Genomic DNA, 26,985 nt, shown 5'->3' with positions numbered 1-26,985 from the left:
TTGCTCACTTTAATTTCCTGATGCTCCTCACCATCCTGCCATTAACCGGCCTTGATCGCAGCCTTGCCTATGCGGTTCCCGAGGCGATGCAGGCACAGGTGACTGTGGGTTCGCTGGTGCGGATTCCGCTGTTGAACCGCACGGAACTGGGCGTGGTGAAGCAAATCGGGTCGAAGGAAAATGTCCCGGCCAAGAAGATAAAGTTCATCCTTGAGGTGTTGTATCCTACACCGGTTCTCGACGGGCAACTCATCCAGCTAGGGCAATGGATGCAGCGGTATTACGCCGCGACTGCGGAGACGGTTTTTGAGACGATGATCCCCGCAGCCGTCCGCCAGCAGACAGCGCCGAAAATGCGTTCGCTGCTGGAAGTTCGGCAGATCCTGCCGGACGATGAAATGGCCAAGCTCGAGAAGCGCGCGCCCAAGCAGGCGGAGCTCTATCGCTTCCTGCAGCAGCAAATCAAGCCGCTGCCGAAATCAATGGTCTTGAATCGACTCAAGGTCAATGCGGCCAGCTGTGATACTCTGGTCAAAAAGGGGCTGGTGCGTGAGTTTGCCGAACGCGAGGAGCGCGTTGTCTACGCTGACGACCTCGCCGGGGCCGAAACGGTCGCCGCGCACGAAGTGCAGCTTAATGAAGAGCAGCAAGCTGCGGCCGACGATTTTCGTGCAAGTTTGTCGGCGAATGAATTTCGGCCACATTTGTTGCATGGGGTGACGGGCTCGGGAAAGACGGAGGTTTACCTCGACGCCATGCGCGCGGTGATGCAACAGGGTGGGGGGTGTATTTTCCTTGTGCCCGAAGTCGCGCTGACTCCGCAAACGGTGAGTCGCCTGCGGGCGCGGCTTGAGCGCGACGGCGCCAAGATTGTTGTCTGGCACAGCCATCTCTCGGTGGGCGAGCGTTTTGACGCTTGGTTTGCCTTGGCCAAAGGCGAAGCTCAAGTAGTGGTGGGGGCTCGGTCGGCGATCTTCGCGCCCGTTCATAATCTGCGCTTGGTGGTGGTAGACGAAGAGCACGAACCGGCCTACAAGCAGGGTGAGACGCCTCGCTATCATGGGCGCGATGTGGCGGTCTACCGTGCGATGCTGGCTGGAGCGACTTGCATTCTGGGATCGGCGACGCCGTCTCTGGAGTCGCTTTACAACGTCCAGCAAAAGCGCTACCGGCTCAACCGTCTAACCAAGCGCGTGGATGACCGTTCCTTGCCGACGGTGCACATTGTCGACATGCGCCGAGAGAAACTACGCACCGATGGGCTGCAAAGCATCTCGCAAACGTTGGCGGACAAGCTCATCGACCGCTTCGAAAAGAAGGAACAGTCGATTCTTTTTCTCAACCGCCGTGGATACTCAAACTCGGTGCTCTGCCCGGAGTGTGGTTTTACTCCCGAGTGCCCCCACTGCGCGGTGACGCTGACTTACCACAAAACCGATGATCGCATCAAGTGCCACATTTGTGGCTACTTCGAGCGCCTCCCCCCCCGTTGTCCAAAGTGTGGGTCTGGAGAAATTCGCAAGCGCGGCGCTGGCACTCAACGCATTGAGGAGGCGGTTCAACGTATCGTGCCCCGGGCAAAAATCGTGCGGCTAGACACCGATACGATGACGAAGAAAAATCTCTTTCGGCATATTTTGAGCGATTTTCGGGCGGGTAAAATTGATATCCTCGTCGGCACTCAGATGATCGCCAAAGGACTCGATTTTCCCAATGTGACGCTGGTTGGCATGGTCGACGCGGACATCTCGCTTCATGTTCCCGATTTCCGGGCGAGCGAACGCTGTTTCCAACTTCTGGTGCAGGTGTCTGGGCGTGCGGGTCGGGGAGACTTGGCGGGAGAGGTGATCGTGCAAACTTACATGCCGCATCATGAGCCGATTCAGTTTGCGCGACGCGGGGACTTCGACGGTTATCTGGAGGTCGAGCTTGAGCAGCGTCGCGAGTTTCATTATCCGCCGTTTCGCCATATCGTGCGGCATTTGTTCCGGGGGCGCAACCCGGACAAGGTAATCTTCTACGCAGAAAAATGGGCCGATTTGCTGGAGGAAAAACTTGAGCATCCGGTGGAAATCCGCGGCCCGGCTCCGGCGCCATTGGAGAAGATTAAGGACACTTACCGCTACCACATTTGGTATTTTCTGGGCAACGTGAGCAAGGTTCTTCCCGCGATTCTTAAGCTGCGCAAAGAATTTCCAATGGACGAAGAAGTCATCGACGTGTTCGACGTCGATCCAGTTGACATGGTTTAACGTCTGGTGACGCGCGCTTTGATCGAATCTTTCAGGCGCGTTGCGAGGGAGGCGGCGTTGACCTGATTGTCGTAGTTTTCCTCGACCCAGGCGCGGGCATTGGCGCGAATGCGGTGGAACGCGGCGTCATCGCATTGCAGCGTCGTTAGGGCGCGCTTCCAGGCTTCGTAATCATCGTTGCGGGCGACGAAACCGGTCTCATCGTGATGAATCGCTTCGATAGTTCCAGAAACGGGTGATGTGATGACGGGGAGGCCCATGGCCATGGCTTCGGGGATCACGTTGGGGAGACCATCACGATCACCGTCGGGAGCCACAATGCCAGTGAAGATTAGGATGTCGGCCCAGTCGTATTGCTTCTTGACTTGGCTAAACGGGCGTCGGCCCAACAGGTCAACATGCTGATGCAGGTTGAGCTCCGCATGACGCTGACGCAGACTGTCCTCCAGGCGTCCGCCACCGACAATGCGTGCTTCGAATTGAAAGCCATCGTCGGCTAACCGGCGGAAAATTTCCAATTGGCGATGGTAGCCTTTTTTGGGAACGAGGCGACCTACGCTGAGGATGCGCAGCGGGCGACGCTGCTCCCGAGGCGCTTTACAAGCAGGGAATTCATCAAGCCCGCGTCGAATGAGGAGCACTTTATCCTTGTGGGCTCCTTTGGCTATGAGGTGCTTTCGGGCGGCGTCGGTGGTGGTGTGGACCATGAGCGCGGACTTCAGCTTTGGACCGAGCAGCCAATCTCCCTCCTTCTTAAATACGTCATAGGCATGTGCGCCCATGGTGTAAGGAACGCCGGTCAGCTTGCTCAGCAGCCAGCCAGTGGTGGCGGGCATGGTGGCCCAGACACAGTGAAAAACGTCAGGCTTATCGCGCTTAAACTCGTCTGCCAGAACCAGGGCGCAGCCGATGCCTCGCATGGTTTCGCCGAGGTTCAGCAACGACGGCATGTGATGCTTGAGCAGGTATTCGGAAAGCTCGCGAAAGACCTCTGGTCGCTCCAGAAAATGCTTGGGCAGCAGGTAAAGGAGCTTAAGCAGCCAGCGATGCCGGAACTTTTTAATGGGAATGCCCTCCCATTCCGTATCGCCGAGCCAGAGTGAATGGAGGTCTACTTTTACCCCCTGCGAGGCCATTACGCGGACTTCCCGTTGGAGAAAGGTTTCCGAAGTAACGGGGAATGTGGTGAACAGGTAAGCGATTTTAAGCTGGGTTGGTTGGCAAGCCTCAGGAGTCCTCTTCTCGACGCAGATAGGGACTGGCTGCTGCTTAATCGTTGCGGTCGCGGGTTCGACAACCGTCTGGCTCAAAGGTTCTAGGGCGGTTCCGCTCACACTGTATAGTTATCCGACGATGTAGTTGGCAGAATTCAGTAGTTAACCACGAATAACAGCATTAGTTGCGTTTGGCGGCAAGACGGAAACTGTGTGAATTCTTTCATTGTTAGCTCGCTAAGAGCAGATATCAGGCCGGGTTTTGACTAAAATTTGACGCCACTTCTTCGTTGGCTTTTTGACAAGGCAACTCATAATGCACGGTTAATTGTCCTGCGCCGTTTAATTGCGAACGGTCAGGCGACTCACACTTATGGCCAGGAAAAAGATTAAGAAAGAAGCCTCTGAGGGAAATTTCGCCACATCCCTTGTTCTTGGCGTCATCACTGCATTCGTCGGGTTATTGATTGGCGTCGGTGCGCTCGCGGTGAAGCCGGCTGCTGAGGTGCGGAATATGCCGGACGAGGATAAAATCGAGCCGAAGACGGTTTACTACGTCATCGGGAATGATCGTGGCGGTGAGTATAAGGCATTGCTGCGCGCTTTTCTGGAGCAGAAACCAGGCGCCATCAAATTGAGCGAAGAAGACCTCAATCGTTGGGCTTCCGATAATTTTAAATTCAGCAAAGCCAAGCAGGGCGAGGAGGAAGGTGGGTTTCTTACGCTTAAGCCCAATACGCCCAACTTCCGCATTGCGAATGGGATCATGACGATTGGCATGACTGTTGAAGTGGCGGCCTTTGGTAAATCTGAGAAGCTCCGTTTTCAGACTTCCGGCGTATTCGTCCCTGCTGGCGGTGGTTACGCATTCCAGTCTTTTGACAGCTATCTGGGCTCGGCCCACTTGCCTTCGGTTGGCATTGCTCCGGTGGTGTCTGGAACGCTCTACGGAGTCTTCGAGAATACCGAGCAGTATCCCGCCTTGAATCAGGCTTGGATGACCCTTTCCAATGTCTCCCTGGAGGGGGATGCACTGCTGCTTGTTCGCTAGCTGTCTGTTTGCGTTCATGGGCTCAATTCACCGCGCGCTGTTCATTGGCCTTTGCTTGCTGATGCTGGGCCTGCCGCCAGCTCGGGGGCAGGATATTCTGGAGCGCACCAGCCGCGATGGTCTGTTTCAGGTGATCGGCGTCAGCTTTGACGGCACCCAAACCGTGGGCGCGATGGCCGATCAGATGGAGCGCCTCGGGCTGCGTTATTTTCCTGAAATCCGTAGCGTGCCGCTGCCGATACGCATTACCTTGATGAGTAACGCCAACTTTGAAGCGCCTTATGTTGTCAAGATGCAGCCCAATGGTAATTTCTACGTCTACATTGCCTGGCATGAAGACACGCGTTTTGGCGATGTTTGCCAGGCGCTGGCGAGTGCGTTCGTTCGCCGCGCCGCAGTCTGGCGCTACGGACAGTCTGCGGCCGAGAACACCCCCCCCTGGCTGGAGTTGGCTTTGGGGCAACTGCTTGAAGCGAGTATCCGCCCTGGTTATGCTGATGTGCAGCGTGAACTGGCGCTCAAGCGACCGCCACTCGGTCTGGAGGAGCTACTGAACGCCGAGGGTCCGTTTGGGGTGAATGAGCAAAAAATTGCACTCAATGCTGTTTGGTTTTTCCGGCTCCTGGAGAACCGCATTCCTGAGCGAACGTTTTTTCGGCGTGTGTTGGCGGCGTTTCTGCAGGACCTGAATCCCAACTACATCATGGTTAAGGCTTTCCCGAATAAATTCGAGACGCGGCAAGATTTGGAAATGTGGTGGGCGGTTGGTTTTCAAGCGATGGCGCGCAGCCGGGAAACACCATTTTTTACGATGGGGCAGTCACGCGATATGGTGCGCGATTTGGCCATTGTCACCGTTGCGATTAATGGCGAAGACCAGCGCATGGCGGGACCGGCTCTATGGGAAAAGCGTGCGCTGCCAGAGGTGCAAAGCGCTTTGGAATTACGTCGCCGGGAGATCAAACTCGAGCTCCAACGCACGAATCCGGTATATTATAATTCAATCCTGTCGCTGGGCTTGTTTTTCGAAGTTGCCTTGGCTGCCGATCAAGCGGAACCAGTGCTGGCCGCCAATGATCGTTTCCTGGAGGATTACCGTAATGCTCAGGAGCTTGAGCTCGAGATTAAGCGACTCCTTCACTGGTAAAAAGTGTCAGGTTTCGCGGTGAGTTGCGACTGAACCCCCATGAAATTGAAATCCACCCGCTTTCGAAAATCGCTGACGGCGATTGCAGTCGTCGCGATTCTGTCTTTCCTTTTAGGGTGTTCTGAGGGAACCGCTGAACCCAAGCCCATTGCCGATATGCCTACGCCTAATCCCGAAAATCTGGAGGTCGCCACCTTTGGCGCCGGTTGTTTCTGGTGCACTGAAGCAGTCATGCAGCGCCTGCCGGGTGTTGCCAGTGTTGAGTCTGGTTACATGGGGGGAGCCGTTGATAACCCGACTTATCAAGAGGTATGCACTGGGCGAACCGGCCATGCTGAAGTCATCCAAGTGAAGTTTGATCCGGATATCATTCGCTACGATCAGCTACTGGACGTGTTTTGGAGAATGCATGATCCAACTACGCTCAACCGCCAGGGCGCTGATGTCGGCACGCAGTATCGCTCCGCCATTTTCACACACAGCAATGAGCAGGCTGAAACCGCCGCCAAGTCAAAGGCCGATGCTCAGAAGAATTTCAAGAGTCCGATTGTTACTGAAATTACACCGGCTGAGACTTTCTTTGCAGCCGAGGATTATCATCAGGATTATTACGATAATAACCAGAATGCCGGTTATTGCCGTTTTGTTATCCTGCCGAAGCTTGATAAGCTTGGCTTGGATAACTGACGCTCCTCAGGCGCCGATGCTTTCGCGGGCAGCCGCAATCAGCCAGTCCGGCCCGTTTTGACGAATTGATTGAAAGCGTGCCGCGACATAGCCATCTGGGCGAACCAAAACGGCGCCGTCGCTTTCGATGCCATAAATTGAGAGGAACTCATCGCTGTCGATTGTGTGTCGCTTGGTCGCTAGGACTCCCTTCAACGGCCAGCTTTCGTTGTCCAAAGCTGCTTGCCAGCCGTCGCCGTCTGGTCCCGTGAGGAGGGCGAAACCGTCGCCAAATAAGTCCAGCGTGGATTGCTTATCGCTGATCCAAACGTGTGGCGCCCGGCCGCCAGGCCGTCCGCTGGGGGTGTAGTCGTTGAGCGGATCGCTGCGTTCGGGGGCGTCGGTTCCATCGGCGGCAAATGCGCCGTGCTCGTAGGTGAGGCCCAAGTCCAGGCCGAGCATACTGCCCGCGCGTCGGCTATGGGCAATCTGTTCTTTGGCGCGGTCCCAGTCGCCGCGCAGCGCACACTCGACGATGGAGTAAACCTCCATAAAGTTGTCGTTACTGCTTTGAGAAATCATGGCTGCTGCTGAGAGGCGCTCGCTTTGGTAGGTATCGAGCAAGGATTGCGGAGCATCGCCTTTGACCACTGAAGCCAGTTTCCAGGCAAGGTTGTGAGCTCCCTGTAGGCCAGTGTTCATGCCCATGCCACCACTGGGGGAGAGGCGCGCTGCGGCGTCTCCCACGAGAAAATATCTGCCTTTGCGCCATTGCAGCGCCAGTTTGGGACTCATGATCCAGGGCAGGATCGAAATGATTTCCACGGGTGTGTCTGGCAGGCCCGACGCCTTTCTGATCAGTTGCGTCATGCGCTCCTCGGGATAATCCTCTATGGTTTCACCATCCTCAAGGAAGTGGTGCATCAGCCACAGGTCATGGCCGTTGACGGTGACAAAGCTCTCAATGAAATCTTCGCCGAGCGCATTATAAAGTAATGATTTGCGATCCTCCAACTGTGGTCCGTAGTTGGCGCGGAAATAGGTGTTGAGGAAGTGCCCCATGTCGCCAGGTCCCTGAACCTCAATGCCGAGCTTTTCGCGAATGGGGCTGCGGGCTCCGTCAGCGGCGATTAGGTATTGGCCAGTCACGATGGTTTCCGCGCCGGTGGTGCGGTCGACATAGGTTGCAGAGACGCCGGAATCGGTCTCGGCGGTGGCGACGACCTCTTTGTAATGGATTATCTTACCGATGCGACTCGCATTGATCTCCCGCGCAATGACGGCTTCGGTATGCGGCTGTGGCGCGTGGAAGCGCACGCAGGGCGTAACCGCTTCAGCGTTTTCCGTAACAGGAACCCGTCCTAGGATCTCACCGGTAAGGCTTTTGGACCAGATCATCAAGTCATGGGGGGACTTGGCGGTCAGGTCCGCCGCGCGCATGCGGTCATAGAGTCCGAGCTGTCGGTAAATTTCCCCTGTGCGCCGCATGATGCCCATGGCCTTCGGGTGAATGGAGATGTCCGGGTGTCGCTCGATGACGAGGCTTGATACGCCCATGTGCTCCAGTAAGAGCGACGTTAAGAGCCCGCAAGGCCCGCCTCCGACTATGATGACATCGAAATCGCTCATACGGACCTTATTCAGCCACAGCCTGGATCGGGGTTAAAGGAAAAAGATTAATCGAAAAAGATGGCGACATTCCCTCGGGGACTGTTCGAAAATAAAAAACTGGATGAGCGAGCTGATCGTTGGTGGCGCTGACCAAGCATTTCCTTCCGATTACTCGCGGTTCCGTGAGCCTTATGAAACGACTTTTTGATCCAGATTTGCCATTCCGGCCCGCGAGCTTTCCGTTTTTCTACGGTTGGATGATTGTGGCGGCGGGGACAGCGGCGATGTTGTTCAGCCTGCCTGGGCAGACGGCGGGCGTGGGTCCGTTTAAGGAATATGTGATGGCCGCGCTTGGCGTCAGCAGCCTTGAGCTAAGCACGGCCTATATGATTGGGACGATCGCCTCCGGGTTGACGCTGCCGTTGATGGGGGGAGTCTTCGATCGTATCGGCGCGCGCAAGGTTGGGGTGATGGCGTCACTGTGTTTGGGGGCGGCGTTGCTCTACATGTCTCAGACTGATCATATCATGTTGGCCATTGTTGATGAGCCAAATGTCTGGGTTGCGATGCCGCTGATTATTGTGGGCTTCTTTTGCATTCGCTTCTGGGGGCAGGGTGTGTTGTCGATCGTCTCGCGTGCAATGATTGGCAAATGGTTCGATCGTAAGAGAGGCATGGCCAGTGCGATCAGCGGTATGCCCGTGTCGATTGCCTTCACCTCGGCGCTGTTGATTCTCGCGTGGATCATGGACTGGCTGGGCGGTTGGCGACAGGCCTGGATTGGCATGGGCTTGTTTATGCTGGTGGTCGGCACGTTGTTTTGCTGGCTGGTCTTTCGTGATAATCCCGAGGAGTGCGGGCTCGAAATGGACGGTGGAGCCACGGATAAACCGGCTAAGAAAGTAGACTCGAGCGAGTTTACGGTTTATCGGGAATTCACGCCTAACGAAGCTGCGCGCACCTTGCCATTTTGGCTGTTTTCAGGAACGTTTTGCCTCAATGGATTCATTGGCACGGCGCTTGGATTTCATGCACAATCGATGGCTCCAGAGTTTGGCCTAACGCCCGAGGAATTGTATGCGCTCTTCGCCAAAACCGTTTTTATCAACATTCCGGTGAGCTTCGGCATTGGGTGGATGACGAGTCGCTTTCGCCTGAAATACTGCTACTTGCTGACAATGGTGGCGATGATCGTTTCCCTCGTGGGTTACTTAAATTTTCCAACGGGGTGGGGCATTGCATTGTTCCTTGTTGGCACTGGCGTCACTTGGGGATCTTTTGGCACGCTGCTCACGGTCACCTGGCCGCGTTATTACGGGCGCAAGCACTTGGGCAAAATCAGCAGTTGGGTGATGACGCTGATGGTCATTACGAGCGCGCTTGGGCCGGTGTTTTTTGATCTGAGTAAATGGCTGACCGAATCGTATCATGCAGCGTTCTATGCCAGCATCGGAGGGTGTGTGGTGATCCTTGCGCTTTGCTTGCGGGTGGAAAATCCCCAGCGTCGCTATGCTGACGAACAGACCGCTACTGATTAGACCGTTTTAGGCTCTTCGTCCTCTTCGGAAGGCGAGCTGATAGGCTCGACAGGTTCTTCATCGTTGGCGTCAGGCTCAGCATCGAACTCGTCATCATCGGGTACGGGTAGTTGCTGCTGGCTTTCTTCGCTGGGCAGCCCCACGTCCTGTTCGGTGACTTCTTGCTCGCCCTGAGTGGCTTGTCGGATCCACTCGGTAATTTGGTTGGGCGACAACACATCGGAGGCGGGGAGTTCTTCAATGGATTGGATGCCAATGAATTCAAGAAATTTATCCGTCGTGCCGTATTGGATCGGGCGTCCAGGCAAGTCGGCGCGGCCTGTCACCACTACGAGCTCATGCTCTAGCAAACGATTAATGGCGCCATCGGCGGATACGCCGCGAATCGCCTCAAGCTCAGCACGAGTAACGGGTTGGCGGTAAGCAACGATGGCCAGCGTTTCCATCGCAGCCTGCGAAAGGCGCATGGGGCGGGCTTCATTGCGGAGCAGTCGGACCCAATCGGCGTAGTCCGGCGCGGTGGTGATGCGGTAACCCGCAGGCCCCTGAACCACTCGGTAAACTTCACGTTTTTCAATCAGTTCGGCTGAAATAGCGTCCATTGCGTCGCGAATCTGAGTCGCGGTCAGCAGCGTGGGGACTTGTTCCATGATGTCGTTCAATTCGCTCTGCTCGGGCTCGAAGGGAGGGCGCGATACGGGGGGCGGCATGGACGGCGCTTCCTCGGGATCATCCGTTGCCTGCTGATGGTAACGGGTGATGACCGCCTGGATGTCGCGAATGGACAGCGGGTCAGACGTCGACAATAAGAGGGCGCGCAGAATTTTCTTTAAATTGAAGACCATGGATGAAACCGGCATTCAGACGGAATCATGCTCGAAGTTCAAGCCCAAGCCTGCGTCGCGCGTGGGTTCTCCACGCCTTTAAGCAAAATGCGATGCAGGCGTGCGTAACCAATGTCGTCTGGGTGAACGGAGTGGTAAGTGGCCTATCGTGCGGTAAAGCTGTATCGTTTCGATGGGGGGCGAAAGTTTAACAAGTGACACGCACCAAATGCTCTCCGGGAAAGTGCAAAATCGCATGGGTCTTTGACCGGTGCTTATTGGCGTAATGAAGGTCAGGCTTTGCTCATGGGGCAAGTGTCACTTAGGCCGCCTTTTAATTATGATTAAACAGATACTTTGCAGGCTATCACATAACTGCGAGGTTTCGTTGGCCTGCTGCGGCTTAGATCATGTCGCTGCAGAAATGCTCAGAATAGTTCCGGTTTCCTTCTTGACTGAAGATAAGGTGGGCGTAGTATCCTCCGTTTTTCTAGCTCTTAAACAGTTACGAACGTAGCAGACCAACGAGTCTTTTACTCGAATACATAGTATTCCGACGCCTTTTCTAGGTGCAGAAGTCTGGTTTAGAAAGTCTGTCATTCGAAAGTTGTAAGTGTTTAATTCTTAGCAGTATGGGTCGGTAGCTCAATCGGTAGAGCAGTTGCCTTTTAAGCAATTGGTTCCGGGTTCAAGTCCCGGCCGACCCACCATTCATTAGCCCGCAATACGCGGGCTTTTTCTTTCATTGATGGCGCCCCCACTGGGACTCGAACCCAGATTAACGGTTTAGGAAACCGCGGTTCTATCCATTGAACTATGGGGACCGTTGATGATGAGATGTTTATGGATTTTTTGGTGTAGAAATTAGTGAAAATTCCCACAGAAATTCCCACCCGTCCAAAATTATCCGAACAAGTCTGTAGTCGTCCGACTGCTTACGCGCAAGTACCTATTCTCTGGAAGGGTGTTTAGCTTCATGGCTATTCGATGTTGCCCCTTGAATGACTTGATCTGTGTGCTTCTGTATTAAATCTTATTATTGATTGCCTCGCGGGAACGAATTATTTCATCGGAGGTTTCACCTCATGCCTCGCAAGAAATCATCTGCTAACGTAAAGAAGACCGCCAAGGGCGCTCAGCTCGGCTTTGAGTAAAAGCGCTGGCTAGCTGCCGACAAGCTCCGATCGAACCTGGATGCCGCTGAATACAAGCACGTCGTGCTCGGTCTTATCTTCCTCAAATACACTTACGACGCTTTCGAGGAGCATCGCGCCAAGCTCATCGCTGGCGATGGTGAATACTAGGGGGCCGACCCCGAGGATGAAGACGAATACAAGGCCGAAAACGTCTTCTGAGTCCCCGCCGACGCCCGCTGGTCCCACCTGCAGGCCAATGCCAAACAGCCGACCCTCGGTAAGATCGCCGACGACGCCGTGGTTGCCATCGAGCGCGAGAATCCGCGCCTTAAAGGCGTCCTGTCCAAGGACTACGCCCGCCCCACGCTGGACAAGCACCGCCTCGGCGAGCTGATCGATCTCGTCGGCACCATCACTGGGCGCCGCCGAACGCCGCGCCAAGGTCATCCTCGCTCGCGTTTACGAATACTTCCTCAGCCAGTTCGCCAGCGCCGAGGGCAAGAAAGGCGGCCAGTTCTACACCCCGTCCTGCGTCGTGCGCATGCTGCCCCCTACAAGGGCCGCATCTACGACCCCTGCTGCGGCTCGGGCGGCATGTTCGTGCAGTCGGAAAAGTTTGTTGAGGCCCACGGCGGCCGCTTGGGTGACATCTCCGTTTACGGACAGGAGAGCAATCCGACCACTCGCCGCCTCGCGGTGATGAACCCGGCCCTGCGCGGCATCGAGGCCGACTTCGGCCCCGAGCACGCTGACACCTTCCGCCGCGACTTGCACCCCGATCTCCGCGCCGAATACGTCCTGGCCAACCTGCCCTTCAACGACTCCGACTGGTTCCGCAAGGACGGCGACGTGCGCTGGCAGCTCGGCGTCCCGCCCAAGTGCAACGCCAATTTCGTCTTGGTCCAGCACGTTGTCCATCCAGCCAGCTTCACGCAGCTTGGCGGCGATCTTGCGATAGCCCAGCGTGGGATGCTTGCCCTTCCAGTGGTGATAAGTTGCCGGACTCATGTTGTGCGCCCGGCATGCCTCCTAGGTGGTTATACCTTCTGTCTCACGAAGGATGCGGATGATCCGTTCGGTGCTTCTACGGCTGTTCTTCATCTTCGATTTTCCGGTTTTGCCAGAAAATCATCTCAGTAGCAATGGATCGATTTTACGAGGGCCAACCAGTGTTCAATCTCATCGACGAATACACGCGTGAATGCCACTGCATCCATTCCGACCGAGCCATCAAAGCCGAGGATGTGCTGACCTTGCTCCAAGATGCCATTGCCGAACACGGGGCACCTGAGTATATCCGGTCAGACAACGGGCCAGAGTTCATCGCCAAGTGTATCCAAGGGTGGCTTGAGGACCATCAAATCAAGACCATCTACATCGATCCCGGCTGCCCCTGGCAGAATGGATTCGTCGAGAGCTTCAACGATAAGTTCCGGCGTGAATGCCTCAACCGGGAGCTCATCTACACTCTGAGCGAATCACGCGTCATCTTCGATGATTACCGTCACCTACATAATCACGAAAGACCTCACCGATCTCTGGGCTTGCTTACGCCAGCCCAATTTGCCAAACAACAATCCACAGGTTCCGGCTCCGTTCGGCCTACGGCCTCTCTACGCCAGAACCTCAACAACCCAACCAACAGAGTAAACAACAAACCGACTGAATCTTCTCATAACAAGTGGGCCAAAAAGGGGGACTCAGCCACTTGTTCGTTTATTGACTATTGTTAAACTGCAGTCGGAGTGTTTGCATGAGTATGCATGAGAAACGATGTGCGTGGGCGACGAGTTTGCATTTGAGTATTTTTTCTCGTATCTGCGATTTAAAAAGTATTTCGCGCTTTCATCCTAAATTAGTTAATTCCCCTGTTTTTTCAGCCGCCTAGAGTCTAGCCCCATGGAAGAAATCAATAAACCTACATTATGTTGCAACATGGGTAAGTTGCATCGGAGCAACGGCTTTGCATTAGTTATTTCAATGTTGCTCATGGGCATGATGGTATTATTGATCATGTCGGTTTCAATGCTCACGCGAGTAAGCGCTGGTTTATCGAGCAATCAAAATGAGGAAGTCGCCGCAAGGCAAAATGCACTACTCGCCTTGAATTTAGCTATCGGCCAACTGCAGAAATATGCAGGTCCAGACCAGCGCACAACTGCCCGTTCAGACATTGATGAGACGCTAGCTGATACTACAACTGCAAATGGGCGTTGGCTTGGCGTTTATGGAAATGGAGCACCTATTAACTATGCGGAAATCCCTTCGAGCCTTCCTGCCACAATTCAAGAGCAATCGGATGCGAAGGGCTCTCAGGCGAAGTTGTTGAATTGGCTGGTAAGCGGAAACGAATCTGTCGCTTTCTTACCTGAAAATGATGTGGATGCTGATGGCCATATTCTTAATGCGCCAAATTCATTCAACTTCAGACCTACGGATGCGGTTGACCTTGTGGCGGCGACCACTGTGCCAATTGAGGGAGGGACTCAGGTGCTCCTGGTGGGTGATGGTTCTGTCGAGGCAGAGAGCGACCGTGTGATGGCGCCTTTAGTAGATGTCTTCGGAGATGATGCTAATGTTCGGACGGGGCGCTACGCATGGTGGATTGGCGATGAGGGAGCAAAGGCGAATGTTACAATGGAGATAGCCGAAAGCACTAGGCTGCAAGGGGCATTCTTTACGGCACAGCGTACGGCGCCGGAGTTGGTTGATAGGCTGAGAGTCATTGATTTCGATGAGTCTTTTTTGTTGGGGGACAATTTTGCACCTGATTCTGAAGCTCTTTCAGTGCTAAATTCATTGGATGAGCTTACATTTCTTGCAGCTCAGGATGCAGAGGAAATGACACAAGCAATTCGATCAAATCGGCATGATCTGACCGTGTATTCTGAATCGCTTCTAGTCGATACATATGCTGGAGGGTTGAAGCAAGACCTGTCAGCATTATTGGCAACTGGAGCTACTTCGCCTGGCAATTTCGAATACCTTTTTCCGCCAGATATTGATAACCTTTCTGATACTTTTGGAGTGCCAACATGGGGAGCGTTGCGTTCTTATGCCCAAACTACTGTTCCAACGGATAACAAGATTGATCCTCGGGTTCCCACGCTGATCGATGTTGGCGTAAGCCCTGTGATGACTTATTATTCGTTAGGGCTAAGCTATGTTGCTCCAGATGGGATTGGTGAGGGGCTTCCTATACGGGTGGCAATGTTTCCACTGGTAGTGCTTTGGAACCCATATACGAGCACTATTAAAGCGCATGAATATGAAGTTGGGTTTTCTCGAATCTTTACTACGGCGGCAAACTACCAGCTCCAAGTTGAAAAGGAAGTTTCCGATGGGGCAGGTGGTTCATCGCTTGAGTGGGTTGAAAAGGAAACGGTGAATTTTAATCGAGGGGCGACGTTGGAGAACGATCAGGGCACGCAGAATGTCTATGTGCGCTTTAAAATCGACAGCCCCGATATCCCGCCAGGTGCGAGTATGATTTTCACCTTACAAGATGCTGAGAGCGGAGCTTATTACGATGCAGATATTCTCGACGAACCCCAAAATACGCTAACCAATGGTCTTAATGCCGCTGGTCATGTGTTGCTCGATTTTGGGGCGGATACTGCAAGATTCGAAGCTGACGAAGTAGATAGCAACTTTAGGGTCAGTGGTGCAAAAGTGCTACCGCCATCAGGGAGTTCCTTTGGTATGTCAAGTGGTGAGATCAGTGTTTATCTCGGCGACCTTTCTGAACAAAGCCCAGTAGGTTATATATCTAGTGATGTGAATGATATGGGTTGGTATCAATCCATATCGCGGGTTTGGCCGGCACAAGATAGCTCAAGTAATACAATCGAGAGTATTGATAGTTCTGGCACCAGTCGTGGTATGCGCAATGAGTTTCTGCAAACAGAAGGACCCTTGAGCCAATATGTTCTGGGGCCGACATCTGTTCGCTATTTTGAGATGAATTTCGCTGCTGGTCCGCAATCTTCGAGCGTTTATCGTGATGTTCGTTGGATAGCTCAGGGAAACCCGCGAGCACTATATGCAACTAGGGTCGTTAATGGCGGTAGTGCGCCTCAAGGATTTGTAGCTGGCAGCGGGATGGAGAGTCAGTGGATCACTTTTAATGCTGAGACATCTGGTGAGCGTGCATCGGCTGGCTATGGGCTTGATTCAGTTCTGGGAGTGGTTGACGCAACGTTATTTGAACATAGATCCGAAGATTTGCCCCTGATGTCTATTGGGCAATTGCAGCATGCAAATCTATCCTTAATCAACAATTATCCATCATACCCGATTGGCAACAGTTTAGCCGATTTCCACTTCTTAGATGCTCGCGGTGAACTACGCTTAGACCACTCCAATACTCAAATTGAGCCTACGCGCTCCATTAGCGCCTACTATGATATTTCATGGTTGCTAAATCGGCAGCTATGGGATCGCTTTTTTGTTTCCACGATCCCGAATCAAGGAACTGGCATTTCAACGGATACAAGCATGACGGCTTTGCCTGATGTGTTGCCAAACGCGCGCATGAAGATTACAGGCGAGCTTGCCGAAGAAGAGTATCGGGATGGTAGCTTGACCGCTTCTGGATTAACATTACGTGGTGGGTTCAATATCAATTCAACCTCGGAGCAAGCTTGGCGTGCGGTTTTGGGAGGGATGAATCAGCTACCCTACAATCCTGAAGATGGAGTTTCTTCGCCTAATACGCTGATGTCAGCCCTACCACGATTTAGTCAACCTACAGAAGCTCCGTCGGTTGATCCAACAGGTGCTTGGGCTTGGCAGGGATTCCGTCAATTGACGGAAGAGCAGATTGCAGGCTTGGCGAAGAATATTGTTGCGGAAGTGCGAAATCGTGGGCCATTCGTTTCACTGGCAGATTTTGTGAATAGGCGCTTAGTGGACAATTCTGAGACTGATTCGGATGAGCGTTTTAAAGGTGTTTTGCAAGCGGCCATTGATTCAGTATACAGTGGTTCGTCTGCGGTTAATAGGGGAGAGGACACCGCATATGGACCCACAGGGTCCAATCCTTTTTATCACGAAGATTCGAAATTGCCAAACTATGGTGGATCTAACTTCGATTTGGAACTCATGCAAGGCTATCAGGGAGTGCCAGATGGCGAGGTTCCACATGGATCGACATCGGCTTTTGCGCCACAATTTTTAACGCAAGCAGACGTTCTGTCGGCAATTGGTTCTGGGCTTGCTGCACGTTCTGATACCTTCGTGATTCGTGCTTATGGTGAGTCCATCAATCCACTAACTAATGAGCGCAAGGCGCAGGCTTGGTGCGAAGCGGTTTTACAACGGCAGATTGAATACCTGGATAGTGATGCAAACGATCCGAATGACGTGTTGGCCGACTTGAGTCTCGAGAATTTTAAGTTTGGACGTAAATTTAAAATAGTTTCATTTCGGTGGCTAACACCCAACGAAATTTAATAATTGTATGTTTCAAAAGATAGCATTTTGGGCCATGGCCTTAAGCATTGCACTCAGTGCCACGACGACTGCCAAGGATATTGGTGAAGAGGTGGCGTCATTCCGAACTTTGGCAATTGGTAAATCTCTTTCAGGAGTTTACTACGATTTTGAAGGAAACACCAGTAGGATTTCAGCTGGAAGTTCCAACTTTTCACGGGAATATAAATCTAATGTTGGGCAGAAGGTTTCGCTTTATCGTCAATTGCCTCCGGCTAAATCGGGTTTGCCTCCGATAAAACATGAGCTGGTTGAGTTTGTTCTGGATAAGCCGATACCATACATTGTGTTGTTTCAAGTTAACCCGAAAGATACGAATGACGTACGCGTCAAGGTTGTCGAAGATTCTTGGGATGACCACCCGGTTGGAACTATGCGTCTATTTAATTATTCTCCCCGATTGGTAATGGTGAAAATTGGTAGTGAGACGGCACAACTTGCAACGGCGGAATCGAAACTTTTTCCGTATTCGGACAACCTTCAAGTATGGATACAAGCGATAGTACTTGATGGCGATGAATGGTCACTTCGATTGAGCACGCCACAGGTGATTATGCCCAATACGCGATCAACACTTATACTGGTAGATCAATTACCGACTATTGGTAGGCCAGAGTCTGAAGAACTATTAGTTCGCAACTTTGTGGAACCAGCACCGGTGTCCGAGTGAGGGAAATTGCGACGAGTGTTGGTCAGCATCGGAATTAGCATTACAGTTCAAGCCTGTAGTGATGCTGCGACTTTTATCGCTGCATATTGCACATGGCATTGGAATGGGGCAATTCGTAATAATTACTCTTTCTGTGCATCCATATGCAGGCGATGCGCATCGCATTGGGCCTAAACCAGTAAGAAAATTGTTATTTAATTCACTACATAACCTCGCTCACTCTCAATGCCTTTGATTGTAAACAGAGAGTGATGCCCCATTAAAACCCGTATGAAACTTAAAAGTATCCTATCTCTTGGCTTAATTTGTTCAGGTTTTAGCTTGAACGCCATGGCCACGGTCGATCAACCCAATGTCCTATTGCTTGTGGTTGATGATTTGAAACCAGTCCTTGGCGCATATGGCAATGATGAGATACCCACACCCAATATCGATCGGCTGGCTGCTCAGGGAACTGTTATGCAAAACAATTATTGCCAGCAAGCAATTTGTGCAGCCTCACGTATGAGCATGTTTACTGGATTGCGTCCAGATAGCACAAAAGTTTGGGATCTGAATACGTTTATCGAAGATTCCAACCCCAAGGCCAAAACGATGCAGCAGGTATTTAAGGAATCGGGTTATACTACGGCTGGAGCTGGTAAAGTAATGCATGGCTCTAAGAACCACTCCAAGCAATCATGGTCGACGCCTTTTACTTATAACCGAGAACTCCCGTACAATCCTGACCACCCAATTCCCGCACATGATAGCGCATATTATCAAAATGAGAATACTCATAAGGTATATGACCAAATGAACGCTTCTGGTCTAAAAGGGTGGGGAGCACGCAATAAATACATGCAGCAGCATGACGCCATGCCAGCCACGGAATGCCTGGACTTGCCTGATGATGCCTATCTTGATGGCGCCCTGGCCAACTGGGCAAATGCCAACCTTGAGGAATATGCTCGGACCGGTGAATCATTCTTTTTAACTGTGGGTTTTTCAAAGCCGCATCTTCCGTTTGCAGCACCTAAGAAATATTGGGATATGTTTGACCGGCAAGATATTGAACTAGCAGAATTCCAAGAGCATGCCAAGGGCTCACCAGGCTTCGCTTATCACCCATTTGCAGAGTTGCGCGCCTATACCGATATTCCAAGTGAGTGGTCGCAGCCGATTTCGGATGTTCAGCAAGCGGAACTTATTCATGGCTATTACGCTTGCGTGGCATACATCGATGCCCAAATCGGCAAGATTTTAGACACGTTGCACGAAACAGGTCTCGATAAGAATACGATTGTTGTGCTTTGGGGAGATCATGGTTTTCACCTTGGAGATCATGGTTTGTGGACGAAGCACACCAACTTCGAAAATGCGACAGAAGCACCGTTAATTATCAGTGCCCCCGGTTTTTCAGGAGGAAAGAATGCTAAAAGCATGACAGAGTCGGTTGATATCTTTCCGACTCTTATTGATCTAACCGGCTTGGAAGCACCATATGAGCTAGAGGGAGTTAGTTTGGTTCCAGTCATGAAGGACGAGGATGCAAGTGTTAAGGATTACTCCATTAGCCAATTTCCTGGATGGAAAAATCGAATGGGCTATGCACTACGTGATCCACAATACCGAATGATCATTTGGATGAAAAATGACTGGCGAACCTCGATGCCGTATAGTGACAGTTTTGTGGAAACGATAGAGCTATATGACTACGAGGCGGATCCACTCGAAAGCGTGAATTTAGCAAACGATCCAGACTACAAGGAAGTCCGTGCCATGTTAGAACAGGAAATGATTGAATATTTCGCTCAACATGAAGCTTCTTAAAGCAATTCAGTGTGCCTGTGCATTGGCAATTATTGCAGTGCCTGAGTCAGGGGCCAATGAGCCTGTTTTAGATAAGCGTCCAAATTTCATTTTCTTTATAACGGATGATCAATTCCAGGAAATGATGAATTTCCTGCCGGAAGGGAAAGGCAAGAACTTAACTCCGGCAACGGATGCGCTTGCAGCAGAGGGGACGATCTTAGAGAATCTTTACGTAACCTCACCAGTCTGTACGCCAAGCCGCTTCGCTTGCCTTACTGGCAGATACCCTAGTCGATCCAAGAGTATTCCTTTTACTGAAAGCACTCGTAAAAACGAAGGGCAAACAATCGTCGAGTGGAATAGCTTCATTACAAAAGATGATCAGGATACCTTGCCGTGGTTACTGAAGAAGTCTGGCTACAGCACGGGTATAGTTGGAAAGAATCACGTTATCATAACGTCTGAAATGGAGCGACCCAATTGGGACGATGATCCTACGGACCCTGAGGTAGTGGCTCTGTTAGAACGTAATGCTGAAAGATTGAGGAGCGCTTGCTATCAAGCTGGGTTTGATTATGCAGCCAGCTTATATAACAATAATCCTGACTATAACGGAATCAAGGCGTTGGCATCTCATAATCAAGATTGGATTACGCAAGGAGGCGTCGACTTCATTGAAAAATTCCAAGGAGGTCCTTTCTTCCTTTGGTTTGCCACAACAATTCCACATGGACCGGGTTCGAAGCAAAGAAGTTGGGGAGCTGATCCCCGCATTACTCCAGAGGGGATGTTGGATGAAGGACTGACGGTGCAACCAGATCGCCATTCGCTGAGCGAACGCTTACGTATCGCCGGCGTCTCGGGTTGGCAAAAAGAGAACTTGCTGTGGCTCGATGATTCGTTGGCTGCTTTAGTTGCCAAGCTTGACGAAATCGGGGAGTTGGATAATACCGTGATCATCTATTTCAATGATCATGGACAAGAAGCGAAAGGCACGCTGTATCAGGGTGGTGTCCACGGAGAAGGTTTCATTTGGCGTGATGGTGGATTTCCGGTTGGGAATGAATTTTCCGAAACTATTTCTAACGTAGATTTTGCGCCTACAATTCTGGATATGGCTGGGGTTGACTATGATCCAGGAATATTTGATGGCGTAAGTTTCTATCCAGCCTTGATGGCGGAGGAAATGCAGTCGCATGATTCACTTTACTTCGAACTGGGATACGTTCGCGCTGTATTGAAGGACGGTTGGAAGTATATTGCGTTACGTTATCCTGAGAAGATTCAAAACATGAGCATCGAAGAAAGAAAGCACCGCCTAGAGGAATTTAATAAAACCATGAGAGATATGCGCGGGCGAGATCCATTGACTGAAGACCCAATGGCTCCATTTAGCCACATCCAGGCGATTCCAGGTGGCGGTGATGCGGAGCGGACATCCACGGGTAAATACCCGGCGTTTTATGATGCGGATCAGCTGTATTTCCTGCCAGATGATCCGGGCGAGCAGGTAAACTTGTCGACTTCAAATCCAGAAAAACTTGCCGAAATGCAAGCACTGTTGACACATTATTTGAATGATCTTCCAGGTTCCTTTGGTGAGCTAAAGCCGTGATAACCGTTAGGAAATGGAGTTCATGTCATTTCCTCATTGAGCGGCTCTTCAAAGTTCTACTTTTACATGGTATTCACCACCGGTGGCTACAGGTAACTTAGAGCCAGTAATTTGCTGCCCATCAACAGTGATTTTCTTCGCCCCTTTACCGCCTTCGGGGCGGTTCTTTAGTTGTATGTGATAGGTCGCTCCACGAAACTTTCGGGTAAGGGAGGCCTGAGGGAGTGATGCGGGCAGGCAGGGATCAATGATTAATCCCTCATAGCTTCGTCGAGCACCAAGAATGTATTCGACTAACAATCGTCCAAACCAGGCGGCAGTTCCAGTACGCCATGCATATCCAGCTGCTCCGTAAATTTGGGAAGCCGTAGAATAGCTGTTGGTGTAGCTGAAAGGTTCAGCACCAGAATTAATAATAGGGTTATCTGGGCTATCGGGCGTCACTTTAGTAAATGTACGCCAGGCTTGGTCTGCGCGTCCGATATGGCAGTCAGCTACACCCTTAAAGCCGGCTGCGTGATTATAGCAGCCACCATTTTCTGATGCGCCTGGCATGCTATTGGACATGCGTCCAACGCGAGGGTCGTAATGAGCATAGGGAGGATAGCAAATTCGATAGCCGATATCTTCCTCAAGTATCTCATCAACTTTCTGCATGATGGCTAGGGCGCGGTCACCCTCCGCCACACCACTCAGTACAGCCCAGCTCTGCGGATTAAGGTAAATTCGCCCTTCTTTGCAGGATTTGGAACCAATTCGGTAACCGTCTTCGCAGAGTGTTCTGACATACCATTCACCATCCCATGCAACTTCATTGATGCGGTCTTTGAAGGTTTGGTAAATGGATTCAGCCTCTTGTTGAACTGTTTTGTCTCCGATTCTCTGTGCAAGCTCAGCTATTTCACGTGCGCCGAGACAAAGTTGCATCGAGACAAAAACACTTTCCCTTGCCCCTGCCTCACGGGTTGCTTCCAGGCCATCGTTCCAGTCTGCGTGGTGTTGATCGCAGAGCCCATGTTTCCCCGTGTCGCTTGCGAGCCAGCGCAGAGCGCGCACTGCGTGGTTCCAGACGGTGCCACGTTCAGTGGAGTCAAGGTAGGGAACTTCCCGTTCTAAAAAGTTATAGTCTCCCGTTTCCTTGATGACCTCAGGTAGCGCTTGCAGTAACCAGGCTGGTTTATCTGAATAATTTAATCGATTTAACGGCCTAAAGCCGTGAGGTACTGAGCCATTTGCATATTGGCTCGACAGGGCACGCAGCAAGTTTGCTTCTACAGCTGGTTGGTCGGCAATAACCAGTGCCATGTCTGTCTGTAAGTTGTCGCGGAATCCGCTTTTATTTATAAGATAATGGTCAAATTGCTTTTTTAGGAATATGTTAAAGAGACCGTTGTAAAGCTGATGGCCTACATCGATTTTAAAGCTCTCTGCGCGATCTTTGAATTCCGTCCTCGCTTCATCGCACCACATGTCTATCAACTCGGGAGATAGCGTCTTCTGTATTTTAACGACTTCCTCGGGATTTGATGCATGCCCCAGAATGAAGTCAGCTCGGGCAGTTCCAAAAGGAGGAATTTTAAGCTTAACTTGAACAACTCCTGCGCAATCAGGGCCATAGCCGTCGCGGCCATCGCAGTTCCATCCCCAGCCGAGTTTTGTTGCACTCATCTGGTAATCTGCACGTGAGAGATGGTCACGATAACCGTTGGCATTGTGGAATTGGTTCAGCGTCACTAAATAGCCTTTATACCGTGCTGTTGGGACATCGGTATTTCGATTGGTAACAAAGACGCCATTTATGTCCGGTCTAACTTCGGAAAACATCTCGCTATAGACTATGTTCCCGTTTGCATCCCATCCACCAAGGTGGAATTTCACATAACTAAAGACAGATATCTCGCGTTCTTCTTGAGTCGTGTTTTGCAAAGTGATCGTGGTGCATTCAACTGGATAATGGCGTGGAACAAAGACTCGCTGCGTTGAATTAAGCCCAATGCACTGGGAGTGCATGACTGTTTTTTCCCGATGAAACTCAACGGTGCGTTTAGCTACCTCTGTAGGTTCAGGAATACCTGACACACAGAACGTGATGTTGGTTTTATCGTCACGGATGTAATGGTATTTATTGTCGTAGCTGCAGAGATACGTGGTGTTGCCGGCAGCGTCTCTTAACCATGTTTGCCCATCATTGATGTGGGCACACTCGGCATACATTTCAATGCCATCTGGATTGATCTTAGAGCAATGCAGATTCCACCATTTTCGTGGTGGTTCCTGAGTCATTATAAAACATCCCTGATCTTCATCAAAGTGACCAAACTGAGCAATCGTTGAGTTGGGAGTTTCTGTGGTCTCTGCTGGCGTCATTATTGCAATATCTGCTTCAAGCAATGCATCACAATTACACCCTCATGCATATGGATGCATCACCTCCAAGGGACTATGCTTTAATTAAAATCCAGCAGTGGTAACCCTTGGCCAAGACCTTGTAATCTCGTTTTTTGGGGTTGGGAGCGATAACTCTTAGTGTTTGTCGGGAGCACTTTGGCCTTCTATCCAGGAGCTCTTGATCTCAAGGCTTTTGGGTTGGTCCGATAGGCCGTATTCGTTGTGGTAAATTTGGTTAACGACCATTTCGATGCCAGCTTCTGCGATTTCGCGATTGTGTTGATTGACTCCAGATACGTTGGCTTTGCTGCATTCTGCATTTAATGCAACAAATGAGACATCTTCAGGTATGCGGATGCCGACCTCGGAAAGGTGATCGTAGAGGTCATCGCGATTGGTTACTATGACGTCAGGCTTAGCGCGTTGGCACCATGCTTTGAGCTCTTGAGGATCATAGGTCTTGGCGACAAATGCCTGAAGTGGCTTGATTCCATTGATACTGTGCCAGTGAAGATAGGCTCCATGCCAGCGCGCGCCAATACGACCAAGCTCATCTTCGTGAGTGCAAAAGCCAATCCTCTTGTAACCTTTAGATTTAAGCTTGTCTAGCGCCAGGGACATTCCCTGAAAATAGTTAGCAGTGGCGCGATGTAGCATCGGGCTGCGTAAGCTGGTGTCTACAGTCGCGCTGACCAAATTTTCAAATTTTAATTCGCTTAGATCTACACCACTGGGGACTGGCATGACTAACAATCCTATGATGGAGCGGCTCCATAAAATGCGATTTACGGCACTAATTGAATTATCCAGGTCTTCCAGATGGAAAAATTCCGTGCTGAAACCTAATTCTTCTGCTCGTTTGGTTGCACCCTCGCTGTAGAGCTTAAAATAGGGCATTGGCATTTGCCACTTTGGCATGCAGTTGAGCAACCCGATAGTCGCGCCGCTGGGGGGAGCACGAAAGGAGCGTACTTGGGCTGTCAGTGCAGAGACAAATGGATTGGGGCGGTAATTTAGCTTTTTCGCGGCCTCCGACACGCGAAGTCTTACTGTTTCGGTAATACGTGGGTCATTGCGAAGAGCTCTGGATACTGTGGATTGGGATACATTTGCCTCTTTGGCAATGTCCCACATATTGACAGGGCGACTCCGCTTATCTTCATTCATTAGAATAGAATCGTAATCTGAAGAAGCGTTTTGTCACGTCAGATATATGTGTAATTCCGACCACGGTTTGGGCTACACATCTGCTAGGCAAGCGAATGACATATCGGCATGAGAATCAAATTTTCCACTCAGTGAGCTACGCCCGCCGGAATGCGCGTCACCAAGTGCGTTGAGATTGGCAAAAATGTCAAAAAAGAAGCTTCCTTTAGTGTCAATTCGCGCAGCAGCTGATGGAAGCAGTAAAGTAAATTCATACCCTGCTTTATTGGAATTTAGCTCGATTTTTGCGCCATCTACCGGGTTCAAGTTTAAGTCAACGATGGATCCGTTAATTTCTTTGTCTGGAACTACAATTAGCTGAGTGATGCCCGGTCGATCTTCAGAAGCGAAGAAGAGTTCGATCGACGAGCCTTCCCATGGTTTCTCGAGCCTTAGCTTGGGATTGGAGTCCTGAACTTGCATTTGGAGTCGCAAGTAACAGCCATCACGAGAAATTGAGCCTTTCGCACAAGGAAATCCAGAGAGTTCCATTGAGAATTCTGCTGGATTATCGTCGTACCCGGTTATCTGCTTACGAGCAAGCAGTGGCGCGCTGATTGCTAGGATACGTGGATCATTACTCAGAAGCGCAATTTCAGTGCTTTGCTCGATAGGGCTTATAATCTTGCCTGCTAGCTCCAGTGTGCATGCGGAATTGGCAGATAAAATTGTCTCGATGTGTCGTTTTTCTACCGTGATTGCCTCATGCTTTGGAACTAACTGCAGTATGATTGATTCCTCATTCACGGAGGGATTCTCTATTGTTATCTCAAGTGTAAATGTGCTGTTAGCCTGATTCAGTTTTATGTTTTTTGCATTCGCCCTGGCAATGATGCGGTCTTCAATGCCTGCTTGGCTTCGACCAGTGTTTATAATGACTGGCGCAAATTCTCCTAGGTAGCCATCTCTCTGGTGTGCCTCGATCAACTCATCGCACATTGCCCAAATCTTATCCAACGGTAGTGTGGCGCTCGTGTTTGGATCGAGCATCGCAGCATGGTAAATATGCTCACGCTTGCCGGTAAGGGCTGCGTCCACAGTGAGTTGCTGCACATTCACATTGGTCATGCAGATCGCCGCCAGCTGTGACGGTAACATACCGATCTTAGTTGGTTGAAGTCCATTGCCGTCAATAAGGCAGGGTAGTTCTACACAACATCCATGCGTTAGGTTGTCAATCAGACCGTTGTTGGGTACGTTACCGTAGATGGTGCGCCGAATATTGGTTTCACGGGAGTGAATGATGTAGGATCCATACTCATGCGATTGTTCGGCAACTTTTATTTCGCCAGTTTCCCCGATCAGCTCCGCTTCTGTGTCTTTCCAAGTCGCAATGATTGCATCGCAGCGCCGGATGTATTCGTTAATGGGAATGTCGAACTGCAGTAGACTTGATTCGCCGTGTGGAATGAAGTATGGTGTGTATTCTGACTGGTGCTCGCTTGATTCAGTAACAAAGTATCCAGTGCGCCTCATTATTTCGTAGCGTACTTTTTCAAAGTCCCGGTTTGGGTCATTCAGTGCTTTGAACAATAGTGGGGTTGCGTCTTGGCCACGATATTTAAAGTCGAGAAAGAAGGCCATATGGTTAATGCCTGCTACACGGTAGCTAATATCCTCGAATGGAAGGTTTACATGAGATGCTAACATGCGCGCCGTTCCAAAGACTGAATGACACAAGCCCACGTGAGGAATGCCAACGGCGCGATCAACCGCCCAGCAATTCATCGCCATTGGGTTGGTGTAATTCAAGAATAGGCAATCGGGGTGCGCGTATTGCTCAATCTCTTTTGCGATGTCTATTATCACAGGAATGGTTCGCAGTCCACGGAATATGCCGCCAATCCCAAGTGTATCGGCGATGGTTTGCTTTAGTCCATATTTAGCAGGAATCTCGAAATCAACCACCGTCGAAGGTTGATATCCGCCGACCTGTATCGTGCTGATCACATATTTCGCGTCCCGGATGGCTTGTTGTCGGTTAAGTGTCGACTCGATTTTTGCTGCAACTCCTAGCTTTGAGGCCATGCGCCTCATCATGACGTCGGCGACTTTGAGGCGCTCGGCATCAATGTCCATTAGGCATATCGTTACATCCATTAATTCTGGGAATTGGAGGATGTCTCCAATTAATGTTTTTGCAAAGACGACTGAGCCGGCGCCAATAAGCGTTATTTTACAGGGCATGATATCTGATATATTAAAGGCAGAAAACGGAATATGCTCAACCTTGGCACTGGATAAGTCACATGTGGAAGCAGGCATATGGATGCATTGGCATCTCATAGCCTCGGAATGCATCAGTATGCATCGTGGCGTTGGAGACATCTCTTTGCTATGCCCTTTGTATTTAAACTTTAGTAATCAATACCCTGACATT

General features: G+C 51.0%; 15 protein-coding genes, 2 tRNA genes and 2 pseudogenes. 12 read left to right on the top strand and 7 right to left on the bottom strand.

The genetic code is table 11. The features are described from left to right. Positions 1–20: 20 nt before the first annotated feature. Complete coding sequence (priA, locus tag RBB63_RS04300; RefSeq protein ID WP_309381441.1) at positions 21–2,252, top strand: replication restart helicase PriA; 2,232 nt, start codon at positions 21–23, stop codon at positions 2,250–2,252. Here the strand turns inward: priA and RBB63_RS04295 are convergent. Beyond that, the gene (locus tag RBB63_RS04295) at positions 2,249–3,586 is read right to left on the bottom strand and encodes a glycosyltransferase (protein ID WP_309381439.1); all 1,338 of its coding nucleotides are present in this window, start codon (positions 3,584–3,586) and stop codon (positions 2,249–2,251) included. The two genes, priA and RBB63_RS04295, sit on opposite strands and share 4 nt — an antisense overlap. A 253-nt stretch (positions 3,587–3,839) precedes the next feature. Here RBB63_RS04295 and RBB63_RS04290 point away from each other — a divergent pair, with 253 nt between their 5' ends. The 3 genes from RBB63_RS04290 to msrA are packed head-to-tail and all read left to right on the top strand — an operon-like array spanning position 3,840 to position 6,351. Next, positions 3,840–4,517 (top strand): hypothetical protein, encoded by a 678-nt coding sequence (locus RBB63_RS04290; RefSeq protein WP_309381437.1) that lies wholly within the window; start codon positions 3,840–3,842, stop codon positions 4,515–4,517. A gap of 16 nt (positions 4,518–4,533) precedes the next feature. Then, the gene (locus tag RBB63_RS04285) at positions 4,534–5,664 is read left to right on the top strand and encodes a hypothetical protein (RefSeq protein WP_309381435.1); all 1,131 of its coding nucleotides are present in this window, start codon (positions 4,534–4,536) and stop codon (positions 5,662–5,664) included. A gap of 39 nt (positions 5,665–5,703) precedes the next feature. Continuing rightward, positions 5,704–6,351, top strand: a complete 648-nt coding sequence (gene msrA / locus RBB63_RS04280; protein ID WP_309381434.1) for a peptide-methionine (S)-S-oxide reductase MsrA — start codon at positions 5,704–5,706, stop codon at positions 6,349–6,351. 6 nt (positions 6,352–6,357) lie between these two features. Here msrA and RBB63_RS04275 read toward each other — a convergent pair whose 3' ends face one another. Then, a complete protein-coding gene (locus RBB63_RS04275) occupies positions 6,358–7,959 on the bottom strand; it encodes an FAD-dependent monooxygenase (RefSeq protein WP_309381432.1) in 1,602 nt (533 codons plus the stop codon). Positions 7,960–8,132: 173 nt separating this feature from the next. On the opposite strand from RBB63_RS04275, the gene RBB63_RS04270 reads away from it, so the two are divergent. Further along, positions 8,133–9,479, top strand: coding sequence for an MFS transporter (locus RBB63_RS04270; protein ID WP_309381430.1), 1,347 nt, complete (start codon positions 8,133–8,135; stop codon positions 9,477–9,479). Here RBB63_RS04270 and scpB read toward each other — a convergent pair. Beyond that, entirely contained in the window at positions 9,476–10,339 is an 864-nt protein-coding gene (gene scpB / locus RBB63_RS04265) for an SMC-Scp complex subunit ScpB (RefSeq protein ID WP_309381428.1), read from the bottom strand. The two genes, RBB63_RS04270 and scpB, sit on opposite strands and share 4 nt — an antisense overlap. 598 nt (positions 10,340–10,937) lie before the next feature. Here scpB and RBB63_RS04260 point away from each other — a divergent pair. Beyond that, positions 10,938–11,013 (top strand) — tRNA-Lys (locus RBB63_RS04260). A 39-nt stretch (positions 11,014–11,052) separates the two neighbouring features. Here RBB63_RS04260 and RBB63_RS04255 read toward each other — a convergent pair. Next, positions 11,053–11,127, bottom strand: a tRNA-Arg gene (locus RBB63_RS04255). A gap of 366 nt (positions 11,128–11,493) precedes the next feature. Between RBB63_RS04255 and RBB63_RS23600 the strand changes: the two are divergent. The 6 genes and pseudogenes from RBB63_RS23600 to RBB63_RS04220 all read left to right on the top strand — a co-directional run. Continuing rightward, a pseudogene (locus RBB63_RS23600) lies at positions 11,494–12,384 on the top strand (type I restriction-modification system subunit M); the annotation flags it as partial. Between the two features lie 197 nt (positions 12,385–12,581). Further along, positions 12,582–13,172 carry an integrase core domain-containing protein gene (locus RBB63_RS04240; protein WP_309381424.1) on the top strand — a complete coding sequence of 197 codons (591 nt, stop codon included), beginning with the start codon at positions 12,582–12,584 and terminating at the stop codon, positions 13,170–13,172. A gap of 166 nt (positions 13,173–13,338) precedes the next feature. Beyond that, the gene (locus RBB63_RS04235) at positions 13,339–16,893 is read left to right on the top strand and encodes a hypothetical protein (RefSeq protein WP_309381422.1); all 3,555 of its coding nucleotides are present in this window, start codon (positions 13,339–13,341) and stop codon (positions 16,891–16,893) included. 7 nt (positions 16,894–16,900) lie between these two features. Further along, positions 16,901–17,602 (top strand): hypothetical protein, encoded by a 702-nt coding sequence (locus RBB63_RS04230; protein ID WP_309381420.1) that lies wholly within the window; start codon positions 16,901–16,903, stop codon positions 17,600–17,602. Between the two features lie 270 nt (positions 17,603–17,872). Next, entirely contained in the window at positions 17,873–19,414 is a 1,542-nt protein-coding gene (locus tag RBB63_RS04225; RefSeq protein WP_309381417.1) for a sulfatase, read from the top strand. Continuing rightward, the gene (locus RBB63_RS04220; RefSeq protein WP_309381415.1) at positions 19,401–21,011 is read left to right on the top strand and encodes a sulfatase family protein; all 1,611 of its coding nucleotides are present in this window, start codon (positions 19,401–19,403) and stop codon (positions 21,009–21,011) included. The genes RBB63_RS04225 and RBB63_RS04220 overlap by 14 nt, the downstream gene beginning before the upstream one ends. 48 nt (positions 21,012–21,059) lie before the next feature. On the opposite strand, the gene RBB63_RS04215 is transcribed toward RBB63_RS04220, so the two are convergent. The 3 genes and pseudogenes from RBB63_RS04215 to melA all read right to left on the bottom strand — a co-directional run. Then, the gene (locus RBB63_RS04215) at positions 21,060–23,402 is read right to left on the bottom strand and encodes a GH36-type glycosyl hydrolase domain-containing protein (protein ID WP_309381413.1); all 2,343 of its coding nucleotides are present in this window, start codon (positions 23,400–23,402) and stop codon (positions 21,060–21,062) included. Between the two features lie 132 nt (positions 23,403–23,534). Then, positions 23,535–24,566, bottom strand: coding sequence for a LacI family DNA-binding transcriptional regulator (locus tag RBB63_RS04210; RefSeq protein ID WP_309381411.1), 1,032 nt, complete (start codon positions 24,564–24,566; stop codon positions 23,535–23,537). 951 nt (positions 24,567–25,517) lie between these two features. Then, positions 25,518–26,792: pseudogene (melA, locus tag RBB63_RS23685) on the bottom strand (alpha-galactosidase); the annotation flags it as partial. Between the last annotated feature and the right edge of the window lie 193 nt (positions 26,793–26,985).

The sequence above is a fragment of the Cerasicoccus frondis genome, assembly GCA_031296915.1.
GTDB classification, from domain to species: Bacteria; Verrucomicrobiota; Verrucomicrobiia; order Opitutales; family Cerasicoccaceae; genus Cerasicoccus; species Cerasicoccus frondis.
The sequence above is the reverse complement of the archived record's forward strand: the minus strand, read 5'-3'. Positions and strand labels throughout refer to the sequence as shown.

Excerpts from the sequence above, each read along its gene's own strand:
- RBB63_RS04270 (WP_309381430.1), top strand. The coding sequence starts at position 8,133 with ATGAAACGACTTTTTGATCCAGATTTGCCATTCCGGCCCGCGAGCTTT.
- scpB (WP_309381428.1), bottom strand. The coding sequence starts at position 10,339 with ATGCCGGTTTCATCCATGGTCTTCAATTTAAAGAAAATTCTGCGCGCC.
- msrA (WP_309381434.1), top strand. The coding sequence starts at position 5,704 with ATGAAATTGAAATCCACCCGCTTTCGAAAATCGCTGACGGCGATTGCA.
- RBB63_RS04235 (WP_309381422.1), top strand. The coding sequence starts at position 13,339 with ATGGAAGAAATCAATAAACCTACATTATGTTGCAACATGGGTAAGTTG.
- RBB63_RS04230 (WP_309381420.1), top strand. The coding sequence starts at position 16,901 with ATGTTTCAAAAGATAGCATTTTGGGCCATGGCCTTAAGCATTGCACTC.
- priA (WP_309381441.1), top strand. The coding sequence starts at position 21 with ATGCTCCTCACCATCCTGCCATTAACCGGCCTTGATCGCAGCCTTGCC.
- RBB63_RS04240 (WP_309381424.1), top strand. The coding sequence starts at position 12,582 with ATGGATCGATTTTACGAGGGCCAACCAGTGTTCAATCTCATCGACGAA.
- RBB63_RS04290 (WP_309381437.1), top strand. The coding sequence starts at position 3,840 with ATGGCCAGGAAAAAGATTAAGAAAGAAGCCTCTGAGGGAAATTTCGCC.
- RBB63_RS04210 (WP_309381411.1), bottom strand. The coding sequence starts at position 24,566 with ATGAATGAAGATAAGCGGAGTCGCCCTGTCAATATGTGGGACATTGCC.
- RBB63_RS04220 (WP_309381415.1), top strand. The coding sequence starts at position 19,401 with ATGAAGCTTCTTAAAGCAATTCAGTGTGCCTGTGCATTGGCAATTATT.
- RBB63_RS04275 (WP_309381432.1), bottom strand. The coding sequence starts at position 7,959 with ATGAGCGATTTCGATGTCATCATAGTCGGAGGCGGGCCTTGCGGGCTC.
- RBB63_RS04225 (WP_309381417.1), top strand. The coding sequence starts at position 17,873 with ATGAAACTTAAAAGTATCCTATCTCTTGGCTTAATTTGTTCAGGTTTT.
- RBB63_RS04285 (WP_309381435.1), top strand. The coding sequence starts at position 4,534 with ATGGGCTCAATTCACCGCGCGCTGTTCATTGGCCTTTGCTTGCTGATG.